23 protein-coding genes are annotated in these 24,792 nt (G+C 69.8%); 12 read left to right on the top strand and 11 right to left on the bottom strand.

Annotation, left to right across the window (positions count from 1 at the left end; translation table 11 throughout):
* Nucleotides 1-16 precede the first annotated feature (16 nt).
* Nucleotides 17-694: an SDR family oxidoreductase gene (locus tag ACFORO_RS34510; RefSeq protein ID WP_377871298.1), complete on the top strand. Its 678-nt coding sequence runs from the start codon at nt 17-19 to the stop codon at nt 692-694.
* A gap of 60 nt (nt 695-754) precedes the next feature.
* On the opposite strand, the gene ACFORO_RS34505 is transcribed toward ACFORO_RS34510, so the two are convergent.
* The 3 genes from ACFORO_RS34505 to ACFORO_RS34495 are packed head-to-tail and all read right to left on the bottom strand — an operon-like array spanning nt 755 to nt 4,545.
* Entirely contained in the window at nt 755-2,062 is a 1,308-nt protein-coding gene (locus ACFORO_RS34505; protein ID WP_377871297.1) for an amidohydrolase family protein, read from the bottom strand.
* A gap of 30 nt (nt 2,063-2,092) precedes the next feature.
* On the bottom strand, nt 2,093-2,746 hold the full coding sequence (locus ACFORO_RS34500; RefSeq protein ID WP_354735754.1) for a response regulator transcription factor: 654 nt from the start codon (nt 2,744-2,746) through the stop codon (nt 2,093-2,095).
* On the bottom strand, nt 2,743-4,545 hold the full coding sequence (locus tag ACFORO_RS34495) for a sensor histidine kinase (RefSeq protein ID WP_377871295.1): 1,803 nt from the start codon (nt 4,543-4,545) through the stop codon (nt 2,743-2,745). The genes ACFORO_RS34500 and ACFORO_RS34495 overlap by 4 nt, the downstream gene beginning before the upstream one ends.
* 187 nt (nt 4,546-4,732) lie before the next feature.
* Between ACFORO_RS34495 and ACFORO_RS34490 the strand changes: the two genes are divergently transcribed.
* Nucleotides 4,733-5,428: an ABC transporter ATP-binding protein gene (locus ACFORO_RS34490; protein ID WP_037809043.1), complete on the top strand. Its 696-nt coding sequence runs from the start codon at nt 4,733-4,735 to the stop codon at nt 5,426-5,428.
* Nucleotides 5,425-7,695 carry an FtsX-like permease family protein gene (locus ACFORO_RS34485; RefSeq protein ID WP_377871294.1) on the top strand — a complete coding sequence of 757 codons (2,271 nt, stop codon included), beginning with the start codon at nt 5,425-5,427 and terminating at the stop codon, nt 7,693-7,695. The genes ACFORO_RS34490 and ACFORO_RS34485 overlap by 4 nt, the downstream gene beginning before the upstream one ends.
* A 347-nt stretch (nt 7,696-8,042) precedes the next feature.
* Here the strand turns inward: ACFORO_RS34485 and trmB are convergent, their stop codons facing one another.
* The 8 genes from trmB to ACFORO_RS34445 all read right to left on the bottom strand — a co-directional run bounded on the left by trmB (nt 8,043) and on the right by ACFORO_RS34445 (nt 15,099).
* Nucleotides 8,043-8,750, bottom strand: a complete 708-nt coding sequence (gene trmB, locus ACFORO_RS34480) for a tRNA (guanosine(46)-N7)-methyltransferase TrmB (RefSeq protein ID WP_354735748.1) — start codon at nt 8,748-8,750, stop codon at nt 8,043-8,045.
* Between the two features lie 20 nt (nt 8,751-8,770).
* Complete coding sequence (locus ACFORO_RS34475) at nt 8,771-9,265, bottom strand: hypothetical protein (protein WP_354736201.1); 495 nt, start codon at nt 9,263-9,265, stop codon at nt 8,771-8,773.
* A gap of 218 nt (nt 9,266-9,483) precedes the next feature.
* Nucleotides 9,484-10,227, bottom strand: a complete 744-nt coding sequence (locus ACFORO_RS34470) for a hypothetical protein (protein WP_377871293.1) — start codon at nt 10,225-10,227, stop codon at nt 9,484-9,486.
* Nucleotides 10,224-11,132 carry an ABC transporter ATP-binding protein gene (locus ACFORO_RS34465; RefSeq protein ID WP_354735744.1) on the bottom strand — a complete coding sequence of 303 codons (909 nt, stop codon included), beginning with the start codon at nt 11,130-11,132 and terminating at the stop codon, nt 10,224-10,226. Before ACFORO_RS34465 ends, ACFORO_RS34470 begins: the two co-directional genes overlap by 4 nt.
* A gap of 156 nt (nt 11,133-11,288) precedes the next feature.
* Entirely contained in the window at nt 11,289-12,035 is a 747-nt protein-coding gene (locus tag ACFORO_RS34460; RefSeq protein ID WP_377871292.1) for an ABC transporter permease, read from the bottom strand.
* A gap of 28 nt (nt 12,036-12,063) precedes the next feature.
* Nucleotides 12,064-12,999 (bottom strand): ABC transporter ATP-binding protein, encoded by a 936-nt coding sequence (locus tag ACFORO_RS34455; RefSeq protein WP_354735740.1) that lies wholly within the window; start codon nt 12,997-12,999, stop codon nt 12,064-12,066.
* A 235-nt stretch (nt 13,000-13,234) separates the two neighbouring features.
* A complete protein-coding gene (locus ACFORO_RS34450; RefSeq protein ID WP_344282690.1) occupies nt 13,235-13,891 on the bottom strand; it encodes a response regulator transcription factor in 657 nt (218 codons plus the stop codon).
* Nucleotides 13,888-15,099, bottom strand: a complete 1,212-nt coding sequence (locus ACFORO_RS34445; RefSeq protein ID WP_377871317.1) for a sensor histidine kinase — start codon at nt 15,097-15,099, stop codon at nt 13,888-13,890. The genes ACFORO_RS34450 and ACFORO_RS34445 overlap by 4 nt, the downstream gene beginning before the upstream one ends.
* A gap of 167 nt (nt 15,100-15,266) precedes the next feature.
* Here ACFORO_RS34445 and ACFORO_RS34440 point away from each other — a divergent pair, with 167 nt between their 5' ends.
* From ACFORO_RS34440 to ACFORO_RS34400, 9 genes are all read left to right on the top strand, one after another.
* Complete coding sequence (locus tag ACFORO_RS34440) at nt 15,267-16,811, top strand: dynamin family protein (protein ID WP_354735738.1); 1,545 nt, start codon at nt 15,267-15,269, stop codon at nt 16,809-16,811.
* A 32-nt stretch (nt 16,812-16,843) separates the two neighbouring features.
* Nucleotides 16,844-17,437 carry a hypothetical protein gene (locus tag ACFORO_RS34435; protein WP_354735736.1) on the top strand — a complete coding sequence of 198 codons (594 nt, stop codon included), beginning with the start codon at nt 16,844-16,846 and terminating at the stop codon, nt 17,435-17,437.
* Between the two features lie 145 nt (nt 17,438-17,582).
* A complete protein-coding gene (locus ACFORO_RS34430; RefSeq protein WP_377871290.1) occupies nt 17,583-18,062 on the top strand; it encodes a YqeB family protein in 480 nt (159 codons plus the stop codon).
* 7 nt (nt 18,063-18,069) lie between these two features.
* Nucleotides 18,070-18,672, top strand: coding sequence for a TetR/AcrR family transcriptional regulator (locus tag ACFORO_RS34425; RefSeq protein WP_377871288.1), 603 nt, complete (start codon nt 18,070-18,072; stop codon nt 18,670-18,672).
* Nucleotides 18,673-18,741: 69 nt separating this feature from the next.
* Nucleotides 18,742-19,206 carry a nucleotide exchange factor GrpE gene (gene grpE, locus ACFORO_RS34420; RefSeq protein WP_377871287.1) on the top strand — a complete coding sequence of 155 codons (465 nt, stop codon included), beginning with the start codon at nt 18,742-18,744 and terminating at the stop codon, nt 19,204-19,206.
* Complete coding sequence (locus ACFORO_RS34415; RefSeq protein WP_377871286.1) at nt 19,203-21,029, top strand: dynamin family protein; 1,827 nt, start codon at nt 19,203-19,205, stop codon at nt 21,027-21,029. Before grpE ends, ACFORO_RS34415 begins: the two co-directional genes overlap by 4 nt.
* A gap of 127 nt (nt 21,030-21,156) precedes the next feature.
* Nucleotides 21,157-21,648 carry a hypothetical protein gene (locus ACFORO_RS34410; RefSeq protein ID WP_377871285.1) on the top strand — a complete coding sequence of 164 codons (492 nt, stop codon included), beginning with the start codon at nt 21,157-21,159 and terminating at the stop codon, nt 21,646-21,648.
* A gap of 98 nt (nt 21,649-21,746) precedes the next feature.
* Nucleotides 21,747-22,454, top strand: a complete 708-nt coding sequence (locus ACFORO_RS34405; protein ID WP_377871284.1) for a hypothetical protein — start codon at nt 21,747-21,749, stop codon at nt 22,452-22,454.
* Nucleotides 22,455-22,901: 447 nt separating this feature from the next.
* Nucleotides 22,902-24,722, top strand: coding sequence for a phosphoenolpyruvate carboxykinase (GTP) (locus ACFORO_RS34400; protein WP_354735724.1), 1,821 nt, complete (start codon nt 22,902-22,904; stop codon nt 24,720-24,722).
* Nucleotides 24,723-24,792 lie beyond the last annotated feature (70 nt).

Here is a 24,792-nt window from a genome sequence, read left to right as displayed (position 1 = left end):
GCCTACCGTGGCCGGTATGACCGACCTCCCGCTCGCCCTGATCACCGGTGCCTCCCGGGGCATCGGCGCGGCCATCGCGCACCAGCTGTCCCCGACGCACCGCCTGCTCCTGGGCGGTCGCGACACCGACGCCCTCGCGAAGGTGGCCGAGGAACTCCCCGGCGCCGAGCCCTGGCAGGTCGACCTCACCGACGCCGCGTCGTTGGAAGCCGCCGCCAGCAAGATCGACCGCCTGGACGTGCTGGTCCACTCCGCGGGAGTCGGCAAAATCGGCACCGTCGCCGACTCTCCGGCCTCTGTCTGGCGCACGAACCTCGAGGTCAACGTCATCGCGGTCGCCGAACTGACCCGCCTGCTGCTCCCCGCACTCCGCAACGCGAACGGCCACGTGGTCGTCATCAACTCCGGTGCCGGTTACACCGCTCGCCCGGGCTGGGGTCCTTACGCCGCAAGCAAGTTCGCGGTTCGCGCCTTCACTGACTCACTTCGAGCGGAAGAACCAGACCTGCGCGTGACGTCGATCTTCCCCGGCCGCACTGACACCGACATGCAACGTGAGGCCCGCGCCCAAGAGGGCGGCGACTACGAAGCCGACAAGTACCTGCGCCCGGATTCCGTGGCGACGGCCGTGGTCACCGCCGTGACCGCCACCCCGGAAGCCCACTTCACCGAAATCCAGGTCCGCCCGCGCTGAGGTACGTGAGGGGAACCCTGACGGACTCTGATTCCCTCAGGGTTCCCCTCACGGACAGCGTCAGGCGCGCAGCCGGGCGGCGGTGTCGGCTACCGACGCCTGGATTTCGCGACGGTCGACCCGCGTCGGTTCGGCGTCGGCGACAACCTGCTCCCCGGCGACCCACACATCCCGCACCCGGCGCGAACCGGCTGCCCACACGAGGTTCGCCAGCAACTGCTCGTCCGGCACGTCCAGACCGGCGGCGAAGGCCGGGTCGTCGAGGTCGACGTGCGCCAGGTCGGCCCAGCGGCCCGGCTCCAGCACACCGAGGTCGTGGCGGCCGAGCGCTTCGGCACCGCCGCGAGTGGCCATCAGGAACACGTCCTTCGCGGTCACCACGGTCGAATCGTCATTGGCCAACCGCGCCAACATCGCCGTCAACTGCAGCTCTTCCCACAGGTCGATGTCGTCGTTCGAGGCCGGACCGTCGGTGCCGAGCCCGATCGCGACGCCCGCGGCGCGCAAGTCCTTGATCCGCGCGATGCCGGAAGCCAGCTTCGCGTTCGAGCCGGGGCAATGCGCCATTCCGACCCCGCGCGCGGCGAAGATCGCGATGTCCTCGTCCGACAGGTGGATCGAGTGCGCGGCGAGCGTCCGCCCGTTGAACATGCCGAGCGAATCCAGCAGCTGCGGCACCGATCCGAACTCCTTGCGCTGCTCCAGATCCTCCGCCGCCGCCTCGGCGACGTGAATCTGCACCAGCGCACCCCGTGCGGCCGCGGATTCCGCGGTCGCGCGCAGCCCGTCCGGGTTCAGCATGTACGCCGAATGCGGCCCGTAACCCAGCTCGATCCGCTCCCCGGGACCGAACCGCAGCCCGTCGGCGTCGATCCAGCGGTCGATCGCCGCCAGCGTCGCGCGCCAGTCCAGTCCGGGCAGTTCGATCACCGGCGGCGCGACGAGCACCCGGCCGCCGGTCGTGAGCACCGCGTCGACGAGCTGCTCGCCTTCGAAATACATTTCCGCGCTGGTCGTCACGCCGTGCCGGAGCATTTCGACCGACCCGAGCAGCATGCCGGTGCGCACGTCGGTCGGTTTCAGCTTCGCCTCGGTCGGCCAGATGATCTCGCGCAGCCAGCGCAGCAGCGGCAGGTCGCCGCCCATCCCGCGCAGCAGCGTCATCGGGCTGTGCGCGTGCGAGTTCACCAAGCCGGGCAACAGGATTCCGGTCAGCCGGGTCTCCTCGCCGGCGAACTCCGGCGCACTGGAAGCCGGTCCGACGAACGAAATCCGGCCCTCGTCGTCGACATCCACGACGGCGTCGCGGAGCAGCGAGCAGGACGGGTCGGCGGGCAGAACTACCGGGGCATGGAATCGACGCGACATAACGAGATAGTACGGGCGTGCCAGTAGCGGTTAATCCACTACGCCGCTACGCCAAGCCCAAGCTGCGATTTCCACTCGGTTACGCGCGCCGACTTTGCCCTGCACCGAAGCCAAATGCGTCTTGACCGTCGAGAGCGACAGGAACAGCTCCGCGCCGATCTCGGTATTGGTGAGCCCGCGCGCAGCGGCCTTCACGACGTCCATCTCGCGCGCGGTCAGCGGTTCCGACGGCGCCGGGGCCTCGCGCTTGGCGATGGTTCCGCCGTCGAAATGCTTCAGCAGCCGCACGGTGATCTGCGGCGACACCAGCGCGTCGCCGCGCTCGGCCGCGCGCACCGCTTCGATCAGCAGCGCGGGACCGGCGTCCTTGAGCAGGAAGCCGCTCGCGCCGTTGCGCAGCGCGGTGTGCACGTATTCGTCCAGGTCGAAGGTGGTGACCACGACGACCTTCAGCGGGTCGGCGACGTCCGGCCCGGCCAGCTGCCGGGTGACCTCCAGCCCGTCGAGCCCCGGCATGCGGATGTCCAGCAGGCAGACGTCCGGGCGCAGTTCGCGCGCCTTCGAGACCGCGGAGATCCCGTCCGGCACGTCCGCGACCACCTCGATGTCGTCCTGGGCGTCCAGGATCATGCGGAAGCCCATCCGCACCATTTCCTGGTCGTCCGCGATCAGTACCCGGATCACCCGTCTGTCTCCCCGTTCGCCTCGAGCGGCAGCCACGCCTCGACCCGCCAGCCGCCATTCGGCTCGCGGCCTGCCGAAAGCCTGCCGTGCAGCAGCGCGACGCGTTCGCGCATGCCGACCAGACCGTATCCGCCCGACCCGCCCGCCGGACGATGAGTCTGCCCGCTGCCGTTGTCGGTCACCCGCAAGTGCAGTTCGCCGTTGACGACCTCGGCCAGCGCGAGCGCCTCAGTGGCGTCCGAGGCGTGCTTGCCGACGTTCGTGAGCGACTCCTGGACCAGCCGCAGCGCCGACCGGCCGACCTCGTGCGGCAGGTCCCGCGGAAGGTTGAGCTCCAGTTTCGTCGGCACGCCGTGGTTGCCCGCCTCGACGAGCCGGTGCAGGTCGGCGGCCAGATCGGTGGTCGCCTGCTCGTTGAACTCGCCCGAGCCGGCCTGCGCGTCGCCGCGCATGCTGCGGACCAGGCGGCGCATCGCGGCGAGCGCTTCGACGCCCGCGTTCTCGATCCGGCCCATCGCCTCCAGCGCGAGCTCCGGGTTCTTCTCCCCCATCATCCGCGCGGCCTGCGCCTGCACGACGATCCCGGTCACGTGGTGCGCGACCACGTCGTGCAGCTCCCTGGCCAGCGCCATCCGCTCGGACGTCTGCGCGTCGGTGACCGCCGATTTCACCACCTGCGCGCGCTCGGAATCGCGGGACCGCAGGTAGAGGCCGATCGCGATGGCGATGCCGAGCAGCAGGACCGCGACGGTGGCGAGCATCCCGAGCGACAGCGGATCGCTGATCAGCCGCCCCATGCTGTACTGGCTGAAGTTCAGGATCGCGCCGATCCCGACCACGCCGGACAGGACCACGATCCGCGGCCAGGCCCGGGCGAGCGGCACCGCCCGCACCACGTTCACGACCACGCCGAAGCCGGCCACGATCTGGGTCGGCGGGATGCCTGCCAGCAGCTGGTAGCCGTGGCTGGGATGCAGGAACGGCGTCGCGAGAGCGGACAGCAGCAGGATCCCGGCCACCACCAGGATCGCGTCGCGCGGACGGCGCGGCGACAGCGCGGTCACCGCGGCGGCGCCGATCGAGCAGGCCAGCAACGGGAACCCGCGGCTGCCGCTTTCGTAGGTGTAGCCGAATTCGACCAGCACGCCGATGCTGAGCATGCCGATCAACGGCCATTGCCCGCGCACCAGCTCGGTGAACCGGTGCATGTTTCGCAGGCGTTCCACTGTCGCCGGGTCCCGTTGGCGGCGCGGACGGCCGAGCACGCCGGTGACCACCGCCGCGAAGAGGCAGAGGAACCCGAAGAGCAACGACTGCGCGATGCTGCTGGCGTAGATCCGGCTGTTGTATTCGCGGCCGAACACCGCGGTGAGCGCGCCCAGCACCAGCGCGCTGATCACCGCGAACGCGACCCCGGGCCGGGCCCGGCGGGCGAGGAAGTAGACCATCTCGACGCCGGCCACGACCTCGGTGATGCTCAGGTTCGCCAGCACGCTGGAGTAGGCCGGGATGTTCAGGTAGCGGATGACGAAGGTGCAGAACATCAGCGTCAGCGCGCCTAACACCCCCGCGACCGCCGCGCGTTTGCGGGCGAAGAGCGCGCACGCCGCCATCGCGAAAATGCCGGGGAACAGGCCCAGGTCGACGAATCGCGGGCCGGTGTTGTCGAGCGCCGCGTTGGTCACGAACGCGAGGTCGAACGCCAGCGCGGCGAGCAACACGAGCACGGACATGTCGAGGCGGCGGGCGAATTCGGTCGCCCGCGCGACAAGCGTTTTCGACGGCGGGGAGTGCGGCACACCGTGACGGTAGATGATTCGCGCCCGTGCGCACCTTGGCCACGTGGTTCGTCGCCATCGGCCGATCGGCCGATGGCGGGCCCGCGGGTACCGGCCGTCTGCCCGAAGTGGACACCCGCTCGAATCCGCGAAGCTGCTTTCCGTCGCAGCCGAAGACGAATGACGGATACAGGGAGAGAGCTGGCGGATGACGAATCCACAGTGGAGCGCCGGACCGGTGTTGTCGGGGCGCGGGCTGGTGAAGCGCTACGGGCAGCAGCACGCGCTGGCCGGAATCGACATCGACGTCCAGCCGGGGGAAGCGATCGCCATCGTCGGCCCGTCCGGATCCGGCAAAACCTCGCTGCTGCACGTGCTGGCGGGCATCCTGCGGGCCGACAGCGGCGAGATCTGGTTGCAGGGACAGCGGATCGACCAGTTCGGCGAAAAGCGGCGCAGCGAACTGCGGCGCACCGAATTCGGTTTCGTCTTCCAGTCCGGAATGCTCGTGTCCGAGCTGACCGCGGAAGAGAATGTCGCACTTCCGTCGCTGCTGGCCGGCGGAACTCGTGGTGAAGCTATCGCGGCGGCGCGGGAATGGCTCGGCAAACTCGGGCTGGCCGGCAAGGAAGCCCGCCGTCCCGGTGAGCTTTCCGGCGGCGAGGCACAGCGCGTGGCGATCGCTCGCGCGCTCACTCACCGGCCGAAGGTGATCTTCGCCGACGAGCCGACTGGCGCCCTCGACACCCGCACCGGCCGCGAGACGATGGACGCGCTGCTGGCCGCCGCGCAGGCGTCCGGCGCCGCGGTGCTCGTGGTGACCCACGACCGGGAACTCGCCGAATCGATGCCGCGCACCGTGGCGATCCGCGACGGCCTGATCGCGACGAGGCTCGCGGCATGAACCCGTTCCAGCTCGCCCTTCGGGTGCTGCGCGGCGACCGGCGGACCCGCACCTCGGCGATCCTCACCGCGGTCGGCGTCGCCGTCGCGACCGGGCTCGTCCTGCTGCTGGCGACGCTGCCGTACGCCACGCAGGCGCGCGAGCAGCGGGCGCTGTGGCAGAGCAGCGGCCGCTACGACTCCGGCCAGCAGAACGCCCTGCTCGTCAACTCCTCCAAGGACTACTTCGACGGCAAGCAGGTCGCCCGCGTCGACATCGCGGTCACCGGCCCGACCGATTCGCTGCGACTGCCCCCGGGCATCCCGCAACTGCCCGGCCCCAGCGAGACGATCGTGTCGCCCGCGCTCGGGAAACTGCTCAACGCCACCCCGGCCGACCAGCTGGGGAACCGCTTCGGCAAGCCCGTCGCGGCGTTCGGCGACGAGGCGCTGCGGTACCCGGAACAGCTCGTCGCGCTCGTCGGGCACAGCACGCAGGAGATGCGGCCGTACGGGCACAAGGACCTGCCCGGCCAGGACGCGTTCCCGGCCGCGGCCTTCCCCGGGGGACAAGGACATCCGGACGGCCTGCTGACGGTGTTGTCCTGGGTCGGCATCATCGTGCTGCTCGTGCCGAGCCTGGTGCTGGTCGCGTCGTCGGCCCGGCTCACCGCCGCCCGCCGCGAACAACGGCTCGCCGCGATCCGCTTGGCCGGTGCGACTCCCGGCCAGGTGACCGCGATGGTCGCCGCCGAAACCGGGTTGTCCGCGGGCGTCGGCGCACTGCTCGGCCTGCTGCTGAGCCCGGCGCTGCGCGGCTTGGCCACCTTCGTGCCGTGGGACGGCGGGACCTGGCTGGCGTCGGACTTCGCGCTGCCGGTCGGGCTGACCGTGCTCGCCGTGCTGCTGGTCCCGGTGCTGGTCGTGCTCGCCGGGGTGCTCGGCCTGCGGCGAGTGGTGCGCACGCCGCTGTTCGCGAGCGGCGGGCACACCGTGAAACCGTTGCGCTGGTGGCGGTTGCTCGCGCTGCCCGCGGCCGGATTGTTCTTCTTCTACACCGTTTTCGGCGCGCGGGGCGGCGGCAGCAGCAACCTGGTGCTGTTCGGCCTGTTGCTGGTGGTCGGTTCGGCGATGGTGGTCGGACCGTGGGTGACCTCAGCGGTCGGCGGCACGTTCGTGCGGGCCTGGCGGCGGCCGTCGTCGCTGCTGGCCGGACGTCGGCTGCGCAATGACCCGAAGGGTTCTTACCGCGCTTCGGCGGGGATTGTGCTCGCGGTGTTCACCGGGTCGATGGCGCTCACCCTGCTGCCGTCGATCGAATCCCTCGCCGGCGGCGGACGTCAGTACGTGGACTCGGCGCTGTACGTCGATGTCACCGCGAACCGGGCTCCCGAGGCGACCGAGCGGACCAACGCGACGCTCGCGAAGGCCGGACTTTCCGAACGCGTCGTCCCGGTGGCCAGCGTCTACGTGATGCAGGGCGAGGGGAACTACCGGTCGATGCAGCGCGCATACGTCATGACCTGCGCCGACGCCGCGAAGCTGACCCGGCTCGGGATCACTCAGCAGGACTGCAAGCCCGGGGTCGGGCTGTACACGCCGTACCAGCTGGACACGAGCAACCTGCGAGTCGCGCGGTTCGGCGGCGAGGACAGCACAGGCACCCCGCTCGGCGCGGTCAAGACAGGCACGTTTCACCCGGAGAAGCACAACAGCTTCGGCGAATACGTGATTGACCCGTCCGCAGTGCCGGCCGGCGTCAAACCGAGCCAGGTCACCCTGGTCGTGCCGACCGCCGAAGCGAACCGCGAGATCGTGCGGACGGCGCTGGTGCCCAACGCGGTCGGGGAGGAAATCGGCAGCCGCGAGCAGCACCTCTACGGACAGCAAGTGCAGCTCAGCGACCTGCGGCGGGTCACCGTGATCGGCCTGATCGCGGCAGGCATCCTCGCCGGCTGCAGCGCCGCCGTCGCGACCGCAGGCTCGGTCATGGACCGTCGCCGGACATTCGGCGCCCTCATGGCAGCGGGCACACCGGTGCGGGTGCTCTCCCGGGCGTTGCGGATGGAAGCCGCGCTGCCCGCGTTGGTGGCGACCATCGGCGCAGGCGTGACCGGCGTCGTGGTTGGCCTCGGGTTGTTCATGGCAACGATGGAACGGGGGTCGGTCGTGTTCAGCCCGTGGATCGCCGCACCGGTGGTGCTCGGAATCGGGGTCGCACTCCTCGGCGCGTCGGTCTGCACGCCCGCACTGAAGCGGGTCCAGGCGGAACCACTGGCCGACGAATAGCTGGCGGCCGCCCCTCGTCGGGGGAGGGGCGGCACCGGGGGTGAAGGAAACGAAGAGCCGTTGCCGGGATGGGAACCCGGTGACGGCCCTTCGTCACTTCGCTCGCTTCGTCAGTACTGCTCGCTTCGCCGACTACGCCAGCCTCGGTTGCTTCACTGCTTCGTCAGCCCGGTCTGCTTCGCTGATCTCGCTCCATTCGCCAACGCGGCCCACTCCACCAGCCCTGGTTGCTCGGCCAACCTGCCCCCAATGCCACGTTGGGTGCGCTCAACGCACCGAACGCCACATTGGGTGCATCTCACGCACCCAATGCCACTGTGGTGCTCAAGCCCGAGATCAGCCCGAGATCAGCGCTTCTCGAAGATCAAGTCGTGCGAAACCCGCCCCTCCCGGTCCGCCCGCTGTTCGAACTTCGTGACCGGCCGCCATTCCGGCCGAGGCGCCCAGCCACCGGGCTCATCCGCGTACCGGTTCCGCAGCGCAGGCTCCGCCGAGCACACCTCGAGCATCTGCTCCGCGTAGTGCTCCCAGTCCGTCGCCATATGGAACGTCCCACCCGGCGCCAGCCGCGAAGCGATCAACGCCACGAACTCCGGCTGCACGATCCGCCGCTTGTGGTGGCGCTTCTTCGGCCACGGGTCCGGGAAGAACAACCGCACGCCGGACAGCGTGCCGGGCTCGACGTGCGACGTCAGCAGGACCACCGCGTCACCGTGCATCAGCCTCAGGTTCGTCACGCCGAGCTTCTCCGCGCGCAGCATCAACTGCCCGAGCCCGGGGTCGTACACCTCGGCGGCGACATAGTTCAGCTCCGGCGCGGCGGCGGCCAGCTGCGAGGTCGTCTCGCCCATTCCGGAGCCGATCTCCAGCATGACCGGCGCTTCCCTGCCGAACCATGCGGTGAAGTCGACCGGCCCGGAAGGCAGCTCCGACACCGTCCGGCCGAGTCGCGGCCAGTGTTCTTCCCAGGCTCGCTGCTGACCGACGGTCATCCGTCCGCCGCGTTTGACGTAGCTGACCACGCTGCGCAGCCGTGGCTGGTCCTCGTTTTCCACCCGGACAACATACGGGCGGGTCAGCGGACCGCTTCGAACTCCCCGAGCCGGGAGCGCAGTCCGGCCAGTCCGGCGACCGCCACCGGCTCCGGGGCGCGGGCGGAATGCGCGGGCAGCACGTCGATCCAGCCGTCGTGCCGGTCGGTGTTCAGCACGGTCGTCGGGATGGAATGACCGGACTTGCCGCGTTCGGACGGCATGAATTCCCAGTACCCGGATTCGCCGTCGGCCGCCCACGGCACGAACTCCCAGCCCATCCGCTTGCCGAGCAGTTGCGCCACCCGGTCCTCGATGCGGAAGCCGAGTTCGCGCGATTCGAGCCGCCCGCTCGCGACCGCGCGCAGCCACCAGGGCGCGGGCAGCGTTTCGTCGGTTCCGCTCACCCGCCGGTACAGCCCGAGCACCGCGTCCTCGGGGGCGCGGTGCACCCACGCCTGGCGCAGTTCGGCGGGCCGGGTCGCGGGCAGCGCGAACCGGGGCAGTTCGATCGCCTGGGACCATTCGAGGTCCAGCATCGGCTCGAGCCGGGGGGTCGGTACCGCAGCGTCGCGGGAAACGAATTCCTGATCAACGTCCACCGTCACGGTTCACCTCCGGAGAGCTGAGACGGGGCTCCGCGTTGAATATCCGTGGTTTTCCGACAGTATGTCCGCTCCCTGTGAGAGAAGCCACACCGGTTTACGTGAATTTAATCCGATTGCCCGCCGCGCAATCGGGAATGTGCACGTGCAGGTCAGGCGTCCCGCCGATTCGCGGTCGCCACGCCCGCGGCGAACAACACCACGCTGATCGCCGCGAAATACGCGAGATAACCCCACGGCCCGAAAGGCGGCGACAGTTTCAGCGTCGTCCTGGCGAAATCGCCACCGGCGAACTGCGAAGCGGCGTAGAACGGCATCCACTGGTAGAGATCGCTGCCGATCTTGGGAATCAGCAGCACCAGGCCCTCGACCAGCTGCGTCCACACGAGCACGATCGCCAGCGTCAGCGCGGAACTGCGCAGCAGCAGGCCGACGCCGACCCCGAGCAGGCCGGCCAGCGCGAAGGTCAGGATCTGGCCGAACACGATCCGCCAGTCCGCTCCGGAGTGCAGGCCGAGGTCCGCGTCCGGCCGCACGAGGTGCGCCATTCCCCACGAGCCGACGCCGGCGAGCAGGCCCAGCACCGCGCAGGCCGCGAACACCACGGCGCCCTTGGCGAGCAGCGCGGGCGTCCGCGTCGGCACCGCTTGGAAAGTCAACCGCAGCGTGCCCCAGCTGAAGTCCGCGGTCGCGGCGAGCACCGCCAGCACCAGCGCGACCGTGCGGCCGGTGCTCGTGGCGAGCTGGGTGTTGCTCACGTCCGCGGTGATTTCCGCCCCGGAAAGCCCGAGGAACAACGCGGTGAACGCGATCGGCGCGGCCACCGCGATCAGCGCGCACCACCACGGCGCGCGAGTGCTGAAAAGCTTGATCCGTTCCGCCCGCAGCAGATTCACCGCGCACCTCCACTGGTGAATTCGGCCGCCTGGCCGGTCAATTCGAGGTAGGCGTGTTCGAGCGAACCGGCCAGCGGGCTCAGCTCGTGCAGCGTGGCGCGCGCGGCGTAGGCGAGTTCGCCGATCGCGTCACTGTCCATTTCGGACACAAGGAACGCACCGGAATCCTCGGTGAAAACCGCGCGTGCTTCGGTGAGCGCTTTCCGCAGCGCGTCGGCGTGCGGCGTGCGCACCCGGACCCCGCGCGAACCGGCGCGGGCCACGAAATCGGCCATGGTGCCCTGATAGATGAGCTGGCCGCGGCCGATCACCACGAGATCCTGCGCGGTCTGCTCCATCTCCGGCAGCAGGTGGCTCGACACGAACACCGTGCGGCCTTCCGCGGCGAGCCCGTGCAGCAGCTGGCGCACCCAGTGCACGCCTTCGGGGTCGAGGCCGTTCACCGGTTCGTCGAACAACAGCACGCGCGGGTCGCCGAGCAGCGCGCTCGCGATCCCGAGCCGCTGCAGCATGCCGAGCGAGAACGTGCCCGCCCGCTTGCGAGCCACCGCCGACAGCCCGACGAGATCCAGCACCTCGTCGGCGCGCCGGTCCGGCAGCCCGTTCGTCGCGGCGAGGAACCGCAGGTGCTGGCGGGCGGTGCGGCCCGGATGCCGCCACGTCGCGTCGAGCAGCGCGCCGACCGTGCGCAGCGGATCGGACAGCTGCCGGTACGGCTTTCCCTCGATGTGCGCGGTGCCCGCGGTGGGCGCGTCGAGCCCGAGCAGCAGCCGCATCGTGGTGGATTTGCCCGCCCCGTTCGGGCCGAGGAACCCGGTGACGCGACCGGCTTCCGCGGTGAACGTCAGGTCCCGCACCGCGACGGTGTCGCCATAGGACTTGGTGAGTCCAGTCGCTTGGAGCACGCCGTCCCCCTTCTCGTGGACCCGAACTCTACCGAAACGAAAAGATCCGGGCCGCCCCCCGAAAGGCGACCCGGATCTTGTTCCCCTTTTCCCCTTTTTCCCCTTGTTCGGCTGGCCCGGCCCCCGCCTGACTCGTCCGAACGCCCCTGTGGGTCTTTACGCGTCGCGCTTCTTCGCGACGCCGATCGCGATGGCCAGCAGCACCACGGCCACGCCGGCGAAGTAGGCCAGCGAGCCCCACTGCGACAGGACCGCGTCCGGCAGGCCCGGTCCTCGCGAGGAAGCCGAACCGCCGAGGAAGCGCTCCGCGACGTTGAACGGCAGCCACTGGTGGATCTTCGCGCCGACGGTCGGGATCAGCTGCACGAGGTTTTCCACCGCCAGCACGTAGATCAGCAGCAGCGAGAGCGCGCCGGCGCTGTGCCGGATCAGGGTGCCGACCGCCACCGCGATGACCGCGGCGAAAGCGAACACCACCCCGACGCCGGCGACGTTGATCCAGTCCGCGGAGGTGTGCAGCGCCACCGAGTCCGACGGGCGGATCGCGTAGCCCAGCGCCCACGCGCCGAAGGCGGCGACCTCGCCGATCACGAACGACAGCAGCGCGACGACGGTGGCCTTGGCGACGAGCACCGAACCCCGGTGCGGCACCGCCTGGAACGTGGTGCGGATCGTGCCGAAGCGGTATTCGGTGGTCACCGAAAGCGCCGCCAGCACCATGATCACCGCGATGCCGAACTGGTGTCCGGCCTGGGTGTTGGCGACCGAGATCTCCTCCCCGCTCGGCAGGGCGGAGGCCATGAGGCCGGCGAATCCGACGGTGAGGGCCAGTGCGATGAGGGCGCACCACCACGGCGACCGGGTGGTGAGGAGCTTGATGCGTTCGACCGCGAGCAAAGTCATGAGTTTTCTCTTCCCAACGAGAGTGTGGTCAGCGGATGGCCGCGGCCTGCTGCGCCTCTGCCTCGAGCCCGGTGTGGTACTCGACGGAGTCGCCGGTGATCTGCATGAAGGCCTGCTCGAGCGAGCCGGTCTGCGGGCTCAGCTCGTGCAGCACGAGGCTCGCCGAAGCGGCGATCTCGCCGATCTTCGCACTGTCCATTCCGGACACAATGAGCGCTTCGCCGGAATCGGTCACCTGCGCGCTGGCGGAGATCAGCTGCTGGCGCAGCGCCGGAAGCTGCGGCGAGCGCACCTTCACGGTGTTCTCCGCGGCCCGCGCCACGAACTCTTCAGTGGTGGACTGCGAGATCAGCTGGCCCTTGCCGATGACCACGAGATCGGTCGCGGTGAGCGCCATCTCCGAGAGCAGGTGGCTCGACACGAACACGGTCCGGCCTTCGGCGGCGAGGCGCTGCATGAACTTCCGGATCCAGAGGATGCCCTCCGGGTCGAGGCCGTTCACCGGCTCGTCGAACAGCAGCACCTCCGGGTCGCCGAGCAGCGCGGCGGCGATCCCCAGCCGCTGCGACATGCCGAGCGAGAACCCGCCCGCCCGCTTGCCCGCGACGCTGGTGAGGCCGACGGTGTCGAGCACCTCGTCCACCCGCGCCGCCGGGATCCGGTTGGACCGGGCCATCCACTGCAGGTGCGCGCGGGCCGAGCGGTTGGGGTGCACCCATTTCGCGTCGAGCAGCGCGCCGACCGTGCGCAGCGGTTCCTTCAGGTCGTGATACAGCTTCCCGCCGATCCGGACCTGGCCCCCGGTGGGGTTGTCCAGGCCGAGGATCATGCGCATGGTCGTGGACTTGCCTGCGCCGTTCGGGCCGAGGAATCCGGTGACTTTCCCCGCTGCCACGCTGAACGACAGGTTGTTCACCGCGAGCGTGTTCCCGTAACGCTTGGTGAGACCTGTTGCCTCGATCATCCCCTGCTCCCTCTACGGCGGTGCTGACGGAATTCATCCTGTCTCAGCTCGGCCGTTTTCGCGTCATCCCGTGGACCGAACCGGCTACCCGACCTGAGTAGTACTCAATCGTGTCGCAGGGTTGAGCGCGATGGGGGATGTCCCTGAGCCGACCCTGAACTTTGCCTCATACGCGAGGACCCCGCTACGAAATCCGCAGCGGGGTCCGGTGTGGACAGTGTCCGAATCGGACGCTTCAGCCGATCCCCGGCCGGGCGAGCCCGGTCTCGTACGCGAGGACGACCGCCTGTACCCGGTCGCGCAGGTCGAGCTTGGACAGGATCCGCCCCACGTGTGTTTTCACCGTAGCCTCGGAAAGGAACAACGTCTCGGCGATTTCGATGTTCGACATGCCTTTCGCGATCAGCACGAGCACTTCGCGTTCGCGGTCGGTCAGCACGTCGAGTTCGGCCGGGTCGCGCATTTCCGCGCCGCCGGAGCCGACGAACCGGTCGAGCAGCCGGCGCGTGACCGAGGGCGACATCACCGCGTCGCCGTCGGCGACCGAACGCAGCGCGGACACCAGGTAGTCCGGCTGGGTGTCCTTGAGCAGGAAGCCGGACGCGCCGCCCTGCAGCGCGGCGTAGACGTACTCGTCGAGGTCGAAGGTGGTCATCACGAGCACCCGCGCGGTGCCCGCCGCGACGATCTGTTTCGTCGCCTCGACGCCGTCGAGCACCGGCATCCGCACGTCCATCAGCACGACGTCGGGCCGCAGTTCCGCGGCCATCCGCACGGCTTGCGCGCCGTCGCCCGCCTCCCCGACCACGTCGATGTCGGCCTGCGCGCCCAGCACCATCCGGAACCCGACGCGCATCAGTTCCTGGTCGTCGACGACCACCACTCGGATCACGAGTTCAACCTAACCGGCAGCACCGCTCGCACCTGCCAGCCACCGCCGGCGGCGGGGCCCACCTCCAGTGTTCCGCCGTACACGTTCGCCCGCTCCCGCATCCCGATCAGCCCGTTCCCGCCCGCTACCGACAGCCGCGGCACCGGTTGCCGGGCCGCCGCCCCCGTCGACCCGGCCGCGGGAGTTCCGCCCGCGCCGACCTGCTCCAGCCGCCGAGCCCGTCCCGCGCCGTCGTCGCGCACGAGGACCTCGACCTGGTCGCCGGTCCGTTGCACCCGCACCGCGGCGCTGGCCCCGGCACCGGCGTGCTTGAGCGTGTTGGTGAGCGATTCCTGGACGATCCGGTAGATCCCGAGCGACACCCCGGCGGGCAGTTCGTCCAGTCCGTCGCCGAGGACGAGGTCCACCGGGACGCCCGCGGCGCGCATCCGCTCGGCGAGGTCGCCCAGCGCGGTCGCGTCCGGCTGCGGCACCCGCGGTTCGCCGTCGCCGTGGTCGTTGCGCAGCACGTCGAGCAGCCGGCGCAGTTCGCCGAGCGCGCCGCGGCCGGTTTCGGAGATCGTCCCCAGCGCGCGTCCGGCCAGCTCCGGATTGGACTTCAGGGCGAGCGCCGCGCCGTCGGCCTGCACGACCATCACGCTCACCGAATGCGCCACCACGTCGTGCAGTTCCCTGGCGATCCGGCCGCGCTCCTCAGCCACCGCGATGCGCGCGGCCTGGTCGCGTTCGGTCTCCAGCAGGTGCAGCCGGGCCTCCAGTTCGCGCTGGTAGGCGCGGCGGGCGTACATGAACTCGCCGAGCAGCCAGCAGAAGGCGATGGTGACGGCGCTGAACACCAACTGGGCCGCCATCGACGGCTCGGGTTTGACGATCGCGGTGACGACCATGGCCACCACGAACGCACCGCCGTAGAGCAGTCCTTGCTTGCGTCCGACGTAGACCTGGACCGAGTAGAGGCTGATCGCGAGCGCGGCCAGGCCGGAAACCCCGAGGTCCAGCGCGCTGTGCGCGTACGAAATGACGTACACGATGTACGCGGCGAGCACCGGCCGTTTGCGGCGGAAGACCAGCGGCGCGACCACCGCGAGGTCGATCGGGATCGCGACGAACCAATCCGGGCCGGGCAGCGCGGGGTCGATGCCGCCGGTGGCGAACACCAGGATGTCGAACGCGGCGAGGAACAGCGCGAGCAGCGAGTCGCCCACCATCGGGTGGGCACGCATCCAGAGGCTGAGCCGTCGCACGACTCAACAGTAGGTCGCGCGGCCGGCGGGCGCGTCGGTCGCGGGTAGCACCTTCGGTGCGACCGAAGGATGACCGGCATGCGACGATTCCCGCACGGGGGAGCGAACGAGCCGGAAGGGGGGCCGGGGCGGTGACGGCAGCGGCGGAACGGGGGCGGCTCGCCGGCCCACTGTCCGCGTCGGTGGCGGAGCTGTGCCACCGGCTGCGGTCCCAGGTGTCCCCGCGCACGGCCGCCGGGTTCGCCGAGGTGCTGCGCCGGCTGGGCGCGCCGCTGCAGGTGGCGGTCGCCGGGCGGATCAAATCGGGCAAGTCGACGCTGGTCAACGCGCTGATCGGACGGCTCGTCGCGCCCACCGACGTCGGCGAGTGCACCCGGCTGGTCACGCGGTTCCAGTACGGCACCGTCGACCGGGTCGAGGTGGTGTTCCTCGACGGCCGCAAGCAGGTGCTGCCGTTCGCCGCCGACGGATCGATCCCGGCTGAGCTGGGCGTCGACATCTCCGAGGTGTCGCACCTCGAGGCGTACCTGACCAACGCGGTGCTGCAGGACATGACGGTGATCGACACCCCGGGTCTCGGCTCGCTCGACGCGGCGTCGGTGTCGCGGACCGAGCAGCTGCTGGGCGCGGCCGAGCAGGACGAGGGTTCCGACGACCTCGACGACACCTCGCGCAACGCCGTCGCGGGCGCGGAAGCCGTGCTCTACGTGGTGACCCAGGGCGTGCGCGCGGACGATCAGCAGGCGCTGGCCGCGTTCACCGCCGCGACCGCGAGCCGCGAGGCGGGGCCGGTCAACGCGATCGCGGTGTTGAACAAGGCGGACACGGTCGTCGCGGAATCTGTCGAAGGCTCCGGCGGAGACGTTTGGAAGGCGGCGCAACTGCTCGCCGAGAAACAGGCCTCGACGCTGAAGCCGCGCGTCGCGGACGTGCTGCCGGTGATCGGCCTGATCGCCGAATCGGCCGAGTCCGGCGGGTTCACCTCCGCGGACGCCGAAGCGCTCGGCCAGCTCGCCGCGCTCGACGACGACATCCTCGAAACGATGCTCATCGCGGCCGACATCTTCACCAGCTGGGAGTGCGACATCCCGACCGGGATTCGGTTGCGGTTGCTGGAGAAGCTCGATCTCTTCGGAATCCGCTGCGCGGTCGAGAAGATCCGCGCGGAACCGGAGATCACCGCGGGAGCGTTGCGCCGCAAGCTTCTCGACATCTCCGGACTCGACGCGGTCCGCCGCCGTCTGTCCATCGTCTTCGCCGCACGCGCGGACGGGATCAAGGCCGCGGCCGCGCTCGCGTCGGTGACCGCACTGGCGCACACGTCCGGCGACCCGGGCGAACGCCAGCGCGTGCACGACGCGATCGAGGTGCTGCTGGCCCGTCCGGAAGCGCATCAGCTGCGGTTGCTGGAGGCATTGACGCTCGTCGCGTCGGGGGCGGTCGAGATGCCGGAAGACCTGGCGGAAGAGGTGCTTCGGGTCGGCAGCAACGCCGACATCGGCGCACAGCTCGGCCTTCCCGGCGCCCCGCGGCCGGAACTGGCGGCGCACGCGCTGGAACGCGCTGGCTGGTGGCGTTCTTTCGCGTCTTTCGGCGCGACTCCGGCGCAAAGCCGCGTGGCCCACGTCGTGCACCGCGCCTATTTCCTGATCTGGCAACAGATTCGCGAACAGTAAACAACTCGCCCGCGACGCGTAGGCTGAATGTCGTGCGGCTGGAGGACACCACCTCGTGGCGGGTGAACTGGGGGAGCGACCACGACGTCGACGTGGCGTTGTTCCTCCGGGACGTACTCGCGCTCTCGATCGCCGACGGTCAGCTGCTCCCGCCGGTGGAGCCAGCGGTCCCCGTGCACGTCCCGCCCGCCCTCGACCGCGCGGCGGTGCAAGTGCAGTGGGAACCGTGGTGGAACGGCCTGCTGACCTTCCTGCGCGACCGCGGTTCGGCGCGCACCCGCCGGAAAAGCCCTGCTCCCGGCGACGGTTCGGCGATCGACCTCGCGGCACAGCACTTCGCCCCGGCCGCCGCTGAACACTTCGCCGCGGCCCGCCGCCCGGTCTCGTCCGGCTTCCACCGCCGCCAAATCCTCGCCGGCGAACGCCTGGGCCGCCTCGTCCGCGAAACCGAAGTCGAGCTGGGCCGCCGCGCCCGGCCGTTCCGGCTGTCGGTACTGGAGATCCCGGTCGCGGGCCGGGTGTGGCTGCGGACTGCGGAGCACCAGCTGCTGGTCTCGTCCCAGCTGGCGGCCGACGTCCCCGCGCTCGACCAGGCCATGCGCTCGCTGATCCGCGAACTCGCCTGAACCCGCGGTGCCCCCAATATGGCGTTGGGTGCGTTAGACGCACCCAATGTGGCGTTCGGTGCGTCCCGTGCACCCAATGCCACATTGGGGCGTTCGACCAGGCCGGACATTCATAAACCGAGCGCGCGGTCTACTATTGGCCACCATGGAGACAACGGTCGACGAACCGGCATGGGTGCGCCGCGGGTCCTGGCTGGCCTGCCCGGTCGGCGGGGCGCTGCTCGGCTGGGGCGTCCAGGCGCTCGCCGCCTGGATCGCGTCGCTGCCGTGGTTCCCGGTGCAGGGCCCGTTCCGGCTGCTGCACCAGATCCCGCAGCCGTGGCGGCTGATCGGCGCGGTCGCCGTCGGCGTGCTGCTCGGGGTGGCGTTCGCCTGGTTTTGGGCGTGGGACCGGCTGATCGTCACGGTTTCCGCAACCCGCGTCACGCTCGAACGACGCGAACGGCGCCGGCGCATCGACACTCCTCTCACCGCGGTGTTCTTCGACGACGGCAAGCTCGTGCTGCTCGGCGAGAACGACCGGGAAGTGGCCAAGGAGAAGACGGACCTCTCCCGGCGGCAACTGGCCGAAGCGTTTACCGCGCACGGCCGCCCGTGGCTCGACGAACCGCCGCCTGAGCGATGATGTCCCAGTGGTGAGGACGGTCGATCCCGAGAAGCACGCGGCGAAACGGCGCGCGATTCTCGACGCGGCAGCCGAGTGCTTCGCCCGCGACGGCTTCGAAAAGACCTCCACCGCGGACATCTGCCGCGCCGCCGGGATCAGCTCCGGCAGCCTGTTCCACTACTTCCCCAGCAAGCGCGCGGTCTTCGTCGGCATCTTCGAGGCGGACACCGCCGAGAACGAGGAATTGCTCGCCACCGCGGTGGAAATGGCCGACCCGTGGGAAGGCGTGCTCGCCGTGGTCGCGCGGATGACGTCGGCGATCGTCCTGCCTGGCGTGGTGCGGCTGATCCTTGAAGCAGCCGCACAGGCCGCGCGCGATCCGGAGTTCAACGAGCTGATCCGCAGCAACGACGATCTCATGCGCGTCGGCCTCGCGGGCTTGGTCGAACGCGGCGTCCGGACCGGCCGCTTCTCCCCCATGCTGTCCCCGGCCGACGCGGGAAACTGGATCGTTGCGCTCGTCGACGCCTTGTTGTCCCGCGCGAGCCTCGATCCCGACCTGGACGTCGAGCACGAGCAAGCGGTGCTGCGGCAGTTGCTGACGCGGATTCTCGGCCCGTCTGAGTGATCCGCCCCCGCCGCGCGCCGGGGTGCCGCAAACTGGTGGAATCACCGGGACGGCCAGTGGAGGGTCTTGATGGCGTGGTTCGGCCACGAGGAAGCAGCCGACGCGGCCGAAGCGCCGACCGGCGAGATCAGCGCGGACGCCCTCGCTCGGATCATCGCCGAAGCGGACGGAACCGACGACGCGGCGGATGCGTCGGATCCCGATGTGGACCTCGTAGCTGCCCCGGGTGACCTCGAACGCGCGCTTTCCGACCGGCAGGCGCTCATCCAACTCTGCCTGTACGCGCTGGACCGCGCCCGCAGCAGCGGTGTCGTGGAACGGCTCGAACATGGGCTCGCCGACATCGGCGTCACCGCTTTGCGTGCCGAAGGCGAACGGTTCGACCCGGCGCGCCACGAGGCGGGCGGTGCCGTGCCCACCGACGATCCGGAGCTGGAAGGCGTCGTCGCGGAGACCGAGGTCGTCGGGTTCGCTGACCAGGAACGGCTGTTGCGCGCGCCGATCGTCACCGTCTACGCGAAGCGGGCGCAGTGACCGCACCGACGCTTCCCGCTCAAGTCCAGGCCGCTCGCGAACAGCTGCTCGGCGTCGTCCGCGAGGCTGATCCACAGGCTGCTAAGTGGGTCGAGGACCAGCGCAAGGCCCGCTCCGAGAAACCGTCCGTGGTGGTCGTCGGCGAGACGAACCGCGGGAAGAGTTCGCTGGTCAACGCCCTGCTCGCGACCCCGGGACTGTCCCCTGTGGACGCTGACGTGGCCACCGCGACCTACCTCGTTTTCGAGCACGCGCAGCAGTGGGGCGCGCAGGCCTGCTACCCCGGTCAGCTGGCTTCGGTGCCGTTCGACCTGACACAGCTGGTCGACTGGGTGTCCGCCGCGCACGAGCTGCCGCCGGGACAGCTGCCGCCGCGCTACGTCGAGGTCTCCGGCCCGGTCCCGCTGCTGGAACGGCTGACCCTGGTCGACACCCCGGGCGTCGGCGGGCTCGATTCGCTGCACGGCGAGCTGGCCAAGGAGGCCGCCGCGGGCGCGACCGCGCTGGTGTTCGTGGTCGACGCGTCGGCCCCGTTCACCTCGACTGAGCTGCAGTTTTTGCGCGAGGTCGCGGACCGCGTCGAGACGGTTGTCTTCGTACTGGCCAAAACCGACGCGTTCCGCGGCTGGCGCGAGATCCTGGAAGCCGACCGGCAACTGCTCGCCGAACACGCGCCGCGGTTCGCCGACGCGGTCTTCCATCCGGTGTCGGCGCGCGTGTTCGAGACCGCCGCGAAGGCGCCGAACGAGCAGGTCGCCGCCATGCTGCGGGAGAAGTCCGGCATCGCGGCGGTGCAGGTAGCGCTGCAGGAACTGCTGGTCGGCCGGTCGATGATGCTCAAGGAAGCCAACACGCTCCGCTCGCTGTCGAGCGCGCTGGCCGGGATCAAAGCGAAGCTGCAAGCGGAAAGCCGTGCCCTGTCGGCAGGCGAAGCGGAAGCCGAACAACTCCGCGCCCGCCGCGACGATCTTCAGTCCCAGCGCCGCACTTCCACCCGCGGCTGGCAGTTGCGGTTGCGCGGCGAAATCCAGCGCACGCGGGTCGAGGTCGGCCACGAGAGCAGCCGGGAAATGCGCGAGGCACAGGCGCATTTCCGCCAACGCATCGACGGGGCGAAGCGCGACGACCTGGCCGCGCTGCCGCAGGAAGTGGACATCGCGCTGCAGACCGCGTCGCAGCGAGTGTCGATGCAGCTGTCGCAACGCCTGAACCAGGTCACGAACACCGCCCTGTCGGAGCTGTTCTCGGCTGAGGAACTCGACGTGATCCGCGCCCAGTTCGCCCGCGCCGGCGGCCCGCCGGTCGTACTGCGCCCGCCGGACAAGAAGCCGCCGACGGCCGAAGACAAACTGCTGGTGTTCATGGGCATTTCCGGCGGCGTCGGCGCGGGAAAGATCGCCGCCCTGCCGCTGGCCGGCGTGGCGATCCTCAACCCGGTAGTGCTCCCCGCGACGATCGTGATCGGCCTCGGCGCGGGCTGGTGGATGGCGCGCACTCGCAAGCACGCCTCGGACAAACAGCATCTGAAGCAATGGCTGGTCGAAGCCATCGCCGACGCCCGCTCGACGCTCGACCAGCTGATCGCCGAACAACTCATCGAGGCCGAACAGCAGCTGTCGCTCGCCCTGGACGAGGCACTCAGCCGACGCATCGACGCGATCGAGGCGGAGCTGAAGGAGGTGGACCAGACGATCAAGATGAGCGCGCAGGAGCGGGCGAAGAAGATCGCGATCGTCTCGAAGCGCCTGAAGGACGTGACCGAGAGCCACACCAGGGCCGAGACTCTGCTTTCTCGCATTCGCACGGTCCGCGATCGGGCATGATCAGCCGGTGACGTACGGACCCGGATCTCCGCCGCCTGGACCGCAACCGCCGCAATGGGGCGCGCCACCCGCTGGCCCGCCCCAGTGGGGAGCACCGCCAGCCCCGCAATGGGGCGGCCCGCCCCCGGTGAACCCGAGCGGACCCGCGCCGCAGTGGCAACCGCCGCAACCGCCGAAGAAGCACCGTCGCGTCGGATTGATCATCGGGATCTGCCTCGGTGCCGTGGTGCTGCTCGGCGGCGGCGGTTTCGCGATCTTCGTCATCGCGACCGACGACAGCGTCGAAGTGCACCGTCCGGCAGGCGGCCCCGAGGTCGTCGTCCGGGCCTACGTTGACGCGGTCAACCGGCGCGACCCGATCGGCCTGCAGAACGTCGACTGCCACGCCTCCACCGAGTACCCTGCGACGCGGTCGGTCGAGCGCTTCGCCAAGGACAACGTCTCGATGCGCGTCGGCAAGCCGACCACCGGCCCCGGCGACGGCGCGTTCTTCGAGGTCGAGGTCAGTCGCGACGCGCATCCGCCGACGACCACCCGGCTCGATCTGAACCGCGAGGAAGCGGGGACCTGGTGCGTCTTCGTCACCGGCTCCGGGCTTCCGGTCAACTTGCCGCCGTGAGCAGGTGATCGGCTTGTGGACGGGAACCGAACCGGCCTAACGTGAGTCATACCGAGCGAAACCAGCGGCAGACCCGGCGTAATAAGGGGGACCAACCCATGTGGGTCGACGAGAGCGGCGGCACTGACGCGACCGGCCACGAGGCCTTGGCCGTCCACGTCGACGGCCAGGAGTACCAGGCCGAGGTCAACTACGACACCGACCACGACGGGGTCGCCGACACCGCGGTCGTCGAGCACGACGACGGCACCGCGCAGGCGTTCGCCGACACCGACCACGACGGCGTCGCCGACCACTACGCGGTGCTCGACTCGACCGGGCACGTCGTGGACCAGGCGGTTTACGACGAGAAGACCGGCAGCTGGGTCGAATCCGGCCACGGCCAGTCCGGCTCGGACGGCACCGACACGCACTCGCAGGACACCTCGACCACCGGGCACATCCACGCCGACCTGCCGGACGGCAACGTCGACGCCGGGGTCGCCACCATCGACACCGACCACGACGGGCACAACGACACCGCGGTCGTCGAGACCAAGTCCGGCGGCACCATCGCCTTCACCGACACCAACGGCGACGGCCAGGCCGACGTCGCGGTGCAGGTCGGCGCGGACGGTTCCACCCACACCTTCGAGCACACCGGCCAGGGCCAGTGGACCGAGACCGACGGCGCGAACCACGCACTCGACTCGGCCGCCGCGGTCGACCCGGGCAGCGATTCGGCCTGGGGCGGCGAGGGCGCGCAGCTGCTCAGCGGCGTCGCGAAGATCGACAGCGGAACCGGGCAGTGGATCAGCCCCAACTGAGCCTTCGGTAACTGACGTCACACGAACGGGTCCGGCCGCGCGCCGGGCCCGTTTCGTCGTCTCCGGGACGCCAAGGCCCCACGCCGTCCGCCCGCGTCCGGCGAACCGGCGCCCGGGGAGTGTCCGGCAGCGTCCTGGCGAAGATCAGGACTGATCAGCCCAGCTCCGGCATCCGGCACGAATGCGACGCGGGCCACGCGGAAAGATTTTCGCCGCTGGCCCGTTCCGGTGAAACTGAATCGATTCCCTTATCGTTCTTGTGAGAGAACCGACAGGTCAGCTCTCGGTTACCTGCCGTCCATCCGGCTACAGTCGGGGAATCCCAAAACCCGCACACCGGTCTTCCGCCGGTGTGCGAAGCCATTCGGTCGCCGGCAACGAAGCCCGCACCAAGAACACTGTCGTTCGCGGTGTGGGCTCTTTTGTCGTCGGAAGTCAGGAGTAGAGATGACCGCAGTCGCCATCCCCGGACTGGACAAAGCGCCGACGACGCACAGTGGCGTGCTGTCCTGGGTCCGGGAGGTCGCCGAGCTGACCACCCCGGACCGCGTGGTGTGGGTCGACGGGTCTGACGAGGAAGCCGCCCGGATCAACCAGGAGCTGGTCGACGCCGGCACCTTCGTGAAGCTGGACGCGAAGCCGAACTCCTACTGGGCCACCTCGGACCCCGACGACGTCGCGCGGGTCGAGAACCGCACCTTCATCTGTTCGAAGGAAGAGAAGGACGCGGGCCCGACGAACAACTGGGTGGCCCCGGCCGAGATGAAGGCCACCATGACGGAGCTGTACCGCGGCTGCATGACCGGCCGCACGATGTACGTCATTCCGTTCTGCATGGGCCCGCTCGGCGACGAAAACCCCAAGCTGGGCATCGAAATCACCGACTTCGCCTACGTCGTCGCGTCGATGCGCGTGATGACCCGCGCCGGCAAGGCCGCGCTGGACAAGTTCATCGCGCCGGACGGCTCGGAGCGCGAGTTCGTGCCCGCGCTGCACTCGGTCGGCAAGCCGCTGGCCGCGGGCGAGCAGGACGTCGCCTGGCCGTGCAGCGAGACCAAGTACATCTCGCACTTCCCGGAGGAGCGGCTGATCTGGAGCTACGGCTCTGGCTACGGCGGCAACTCGTTGCTGGGCAAGAAGTGCTACTCGCTGCGCATCGGCTCGGTCATCGCCCGGGACGAGGGCTGGCTCGCCGAGCACATGCTGATCCTCAAGCTGATCTCGCCCGAGGACAAGGTCCACTACGTCGCGGCGGCGTTCCCGAGCGCCTGCGGCAAGACCAACCTCGCCATGCTGCAGCCGACCATCCCGGGCTGGCGCGCGGAGACCCTCGGCGACGACATCGCGTGGATGCGCTTCGGCGAGGACGGCCGCCTGTACGCGGTGAACCCGGAGTTCGGCTTCTTCGGCGTCGCGCCGGGCACCGACAACCACACGAACCCGAACGCCATGCGCACGATCGAGAAGGGCAACACGGTCTTCACGAACGTGGCGCTCACCGACGACGGCGACGTGTGGTGGGAGGGCATGGAGAACAAGCCCGCGCACGCCACCTCGTGGAAGCACCAGGACTGGACGCCCGACTCCGAGGAGAAGGCCGCCCACCCGAACTCGCGCTACTGCGTGCCGATGTCGCAGTGCCCGATCCTCGCGCCGGAGTGGGACGACCCCAAGGGCGTGCCGATCTCGGCGATCCTGTTCGGCGGCCGCCGCAAGACGACGGTGCCGCTGGTGAACCAGGCCCGCGACTGGCAGCACGGCGTGTTCATGGGCGCCACCATGTCGTCGGAGACCACCGCCGCGGCGGTCGGCGCGGTCGGCAACGTGCGCCGCGACCCGATGGCGATGCTGCCGTTCCTCGGCTACCACGCCGGCGACTACTTCAACCACTGGCTGAACCTGGGCAAGAACGCCGACGCGAACAAGCTGCCGAAGATCTTCTACGTCAACTGGTTCCGCCGCGGCGACGACGGCCGTTTCCTGTGGCCGGGCTTCAGCGAGAACTCGCGCGTGCTCAAGTGGGTGCTCGAGCGCGTCGAGGGCAAGGGCAACGCGGTCGAGACCCCGATCGGCTTCGTGCCGAACGCCGAGGACCTCCACCTCGACGGCCTGTCCGAGCCGGTCGAGGACATCCAGGCCGCGCTGGAGGTGCGCAACGAGGAGTGGCGCGCGGAGCTGCCGCTCATCGAGGAGTGGTTCGCGAAGATCGGCGAGGTGCCGTCCTCGCTGCGCGACGAGCTCGACGCGCTGGCCCAGCGCCTCGGCTGAGCTGCCAAGCCAAGGTCCGTGAAGGGCTCCTTGAGGGAATCAGATTCCCTCAAGGAGCCCTTCACTGCGT

Origin of the sequence: Amycolatopsis halotolerans (assembly GCF_042647905.1) — a bacterium.
Taxonomy (GTDB): Bacteria; Actinomycetota; Actinomycetes; order Mycobacteriales; family Pseudonocardiaceae; genus Amycolatopsis; species Amycolatopsis halotolerans.
This window is presented reverse-complemented; position numbering and strand designations above follow the sequence as displayed.

What these genes read in the sequence shown, in the direction of transcription:
- ACFORO_RS34475 (WP_354736201.1), bottom strand. Translation starts at nt 9,265, where the DNA reads ATGCTGGACCTCGAATGGTCCCAGGCGATCGAACTGCCCCGGTTCGCG.
- ACFORO_RS34455 (WP_354735740.1), bottom strand. Translation starts at nt 12,999, where the DNA reads ATGATCGAGGCAACAGGTCTCACCAAGCGTTACGGGAACACGCTCGCG.
- ACFORO_RS34505 (WP_377871297.1), bottom strand. Translation starts at nt 2,062, where the DNA reads ATGTCGCGTCGATTCCATGCCCCGGTAGTTCTGCCCGCCGACCCGTCC.
- ACFORO_RS34490 (WP_037809043.1), top strand. Translation starts at nt 4,733, where the DNA reads ATGACGAATCCACAGTGGAGCGCCGGACCGGTGTTGTCGGGGCGCGGG.
- ACFORO_RS34460 (WP_377871292.1), bottom strand. Translation starts at nt 12,035, where the DNA reads ATGACTTTGCTCGCGGTCGAACGCATCAAGCTCCTCACCACCCGGTCG.
- ACFORO_RS34510 (WP_377871298.1), top strand. Translation starts at nt 17, where the DNA reads ATGACCGACCTCCCGCTCGCCCTGATCACCGGTGCCTCCCGGGGCATC.
- ACFORO_RS34405 (WP_377871284.1), top strand. Translation starts at nt 21,747, where the DNA reads ATGTGGGTCGACGAGAGCGGCGGCACTGACGCGACCGGCCACGAGGCC.
- ACFORO_RS34445 (WP_377871317.1), bottom strand. Translation starts at nt 15,099, where the DNA reads ATGGTGGGCGACTCGCTGCTCGCGCTGTTCCTCGCCGCGTTCGACATC.
- ACFORO_RS34400 (WP_354735724.1), top strand. Translation starts at nt 22,902, where the DNA reads ATGACCGCAGTCGCCATCCCCGGACTGGACAAAGCGCCGACGACGCAC.
- grpE (WP_377871287.1), top strand. Translation starts at nt 18,742, where the DNA reads ATGGCGTGGTTCGGCCACGAGGAAGCAGCCGACGCGGCCGAAGCGCCG.
- ACFORO_RS34430 (WP_377871290.1), top strand. Translation starts at nt 17,583, where the DNA reads ATGGAGACAACGGTCGACGAACCGGCATGGGTGCGCCGCGGGTCCTGG.
- ACFORO_RS34485 (WP_377871294.1), top strand. Translation starts at nt 5,425, where the DNA reads ATGAACCCGTTCCAGCTCGCCCTTCGGGTGCTGCGCGGCGACCGGCGG.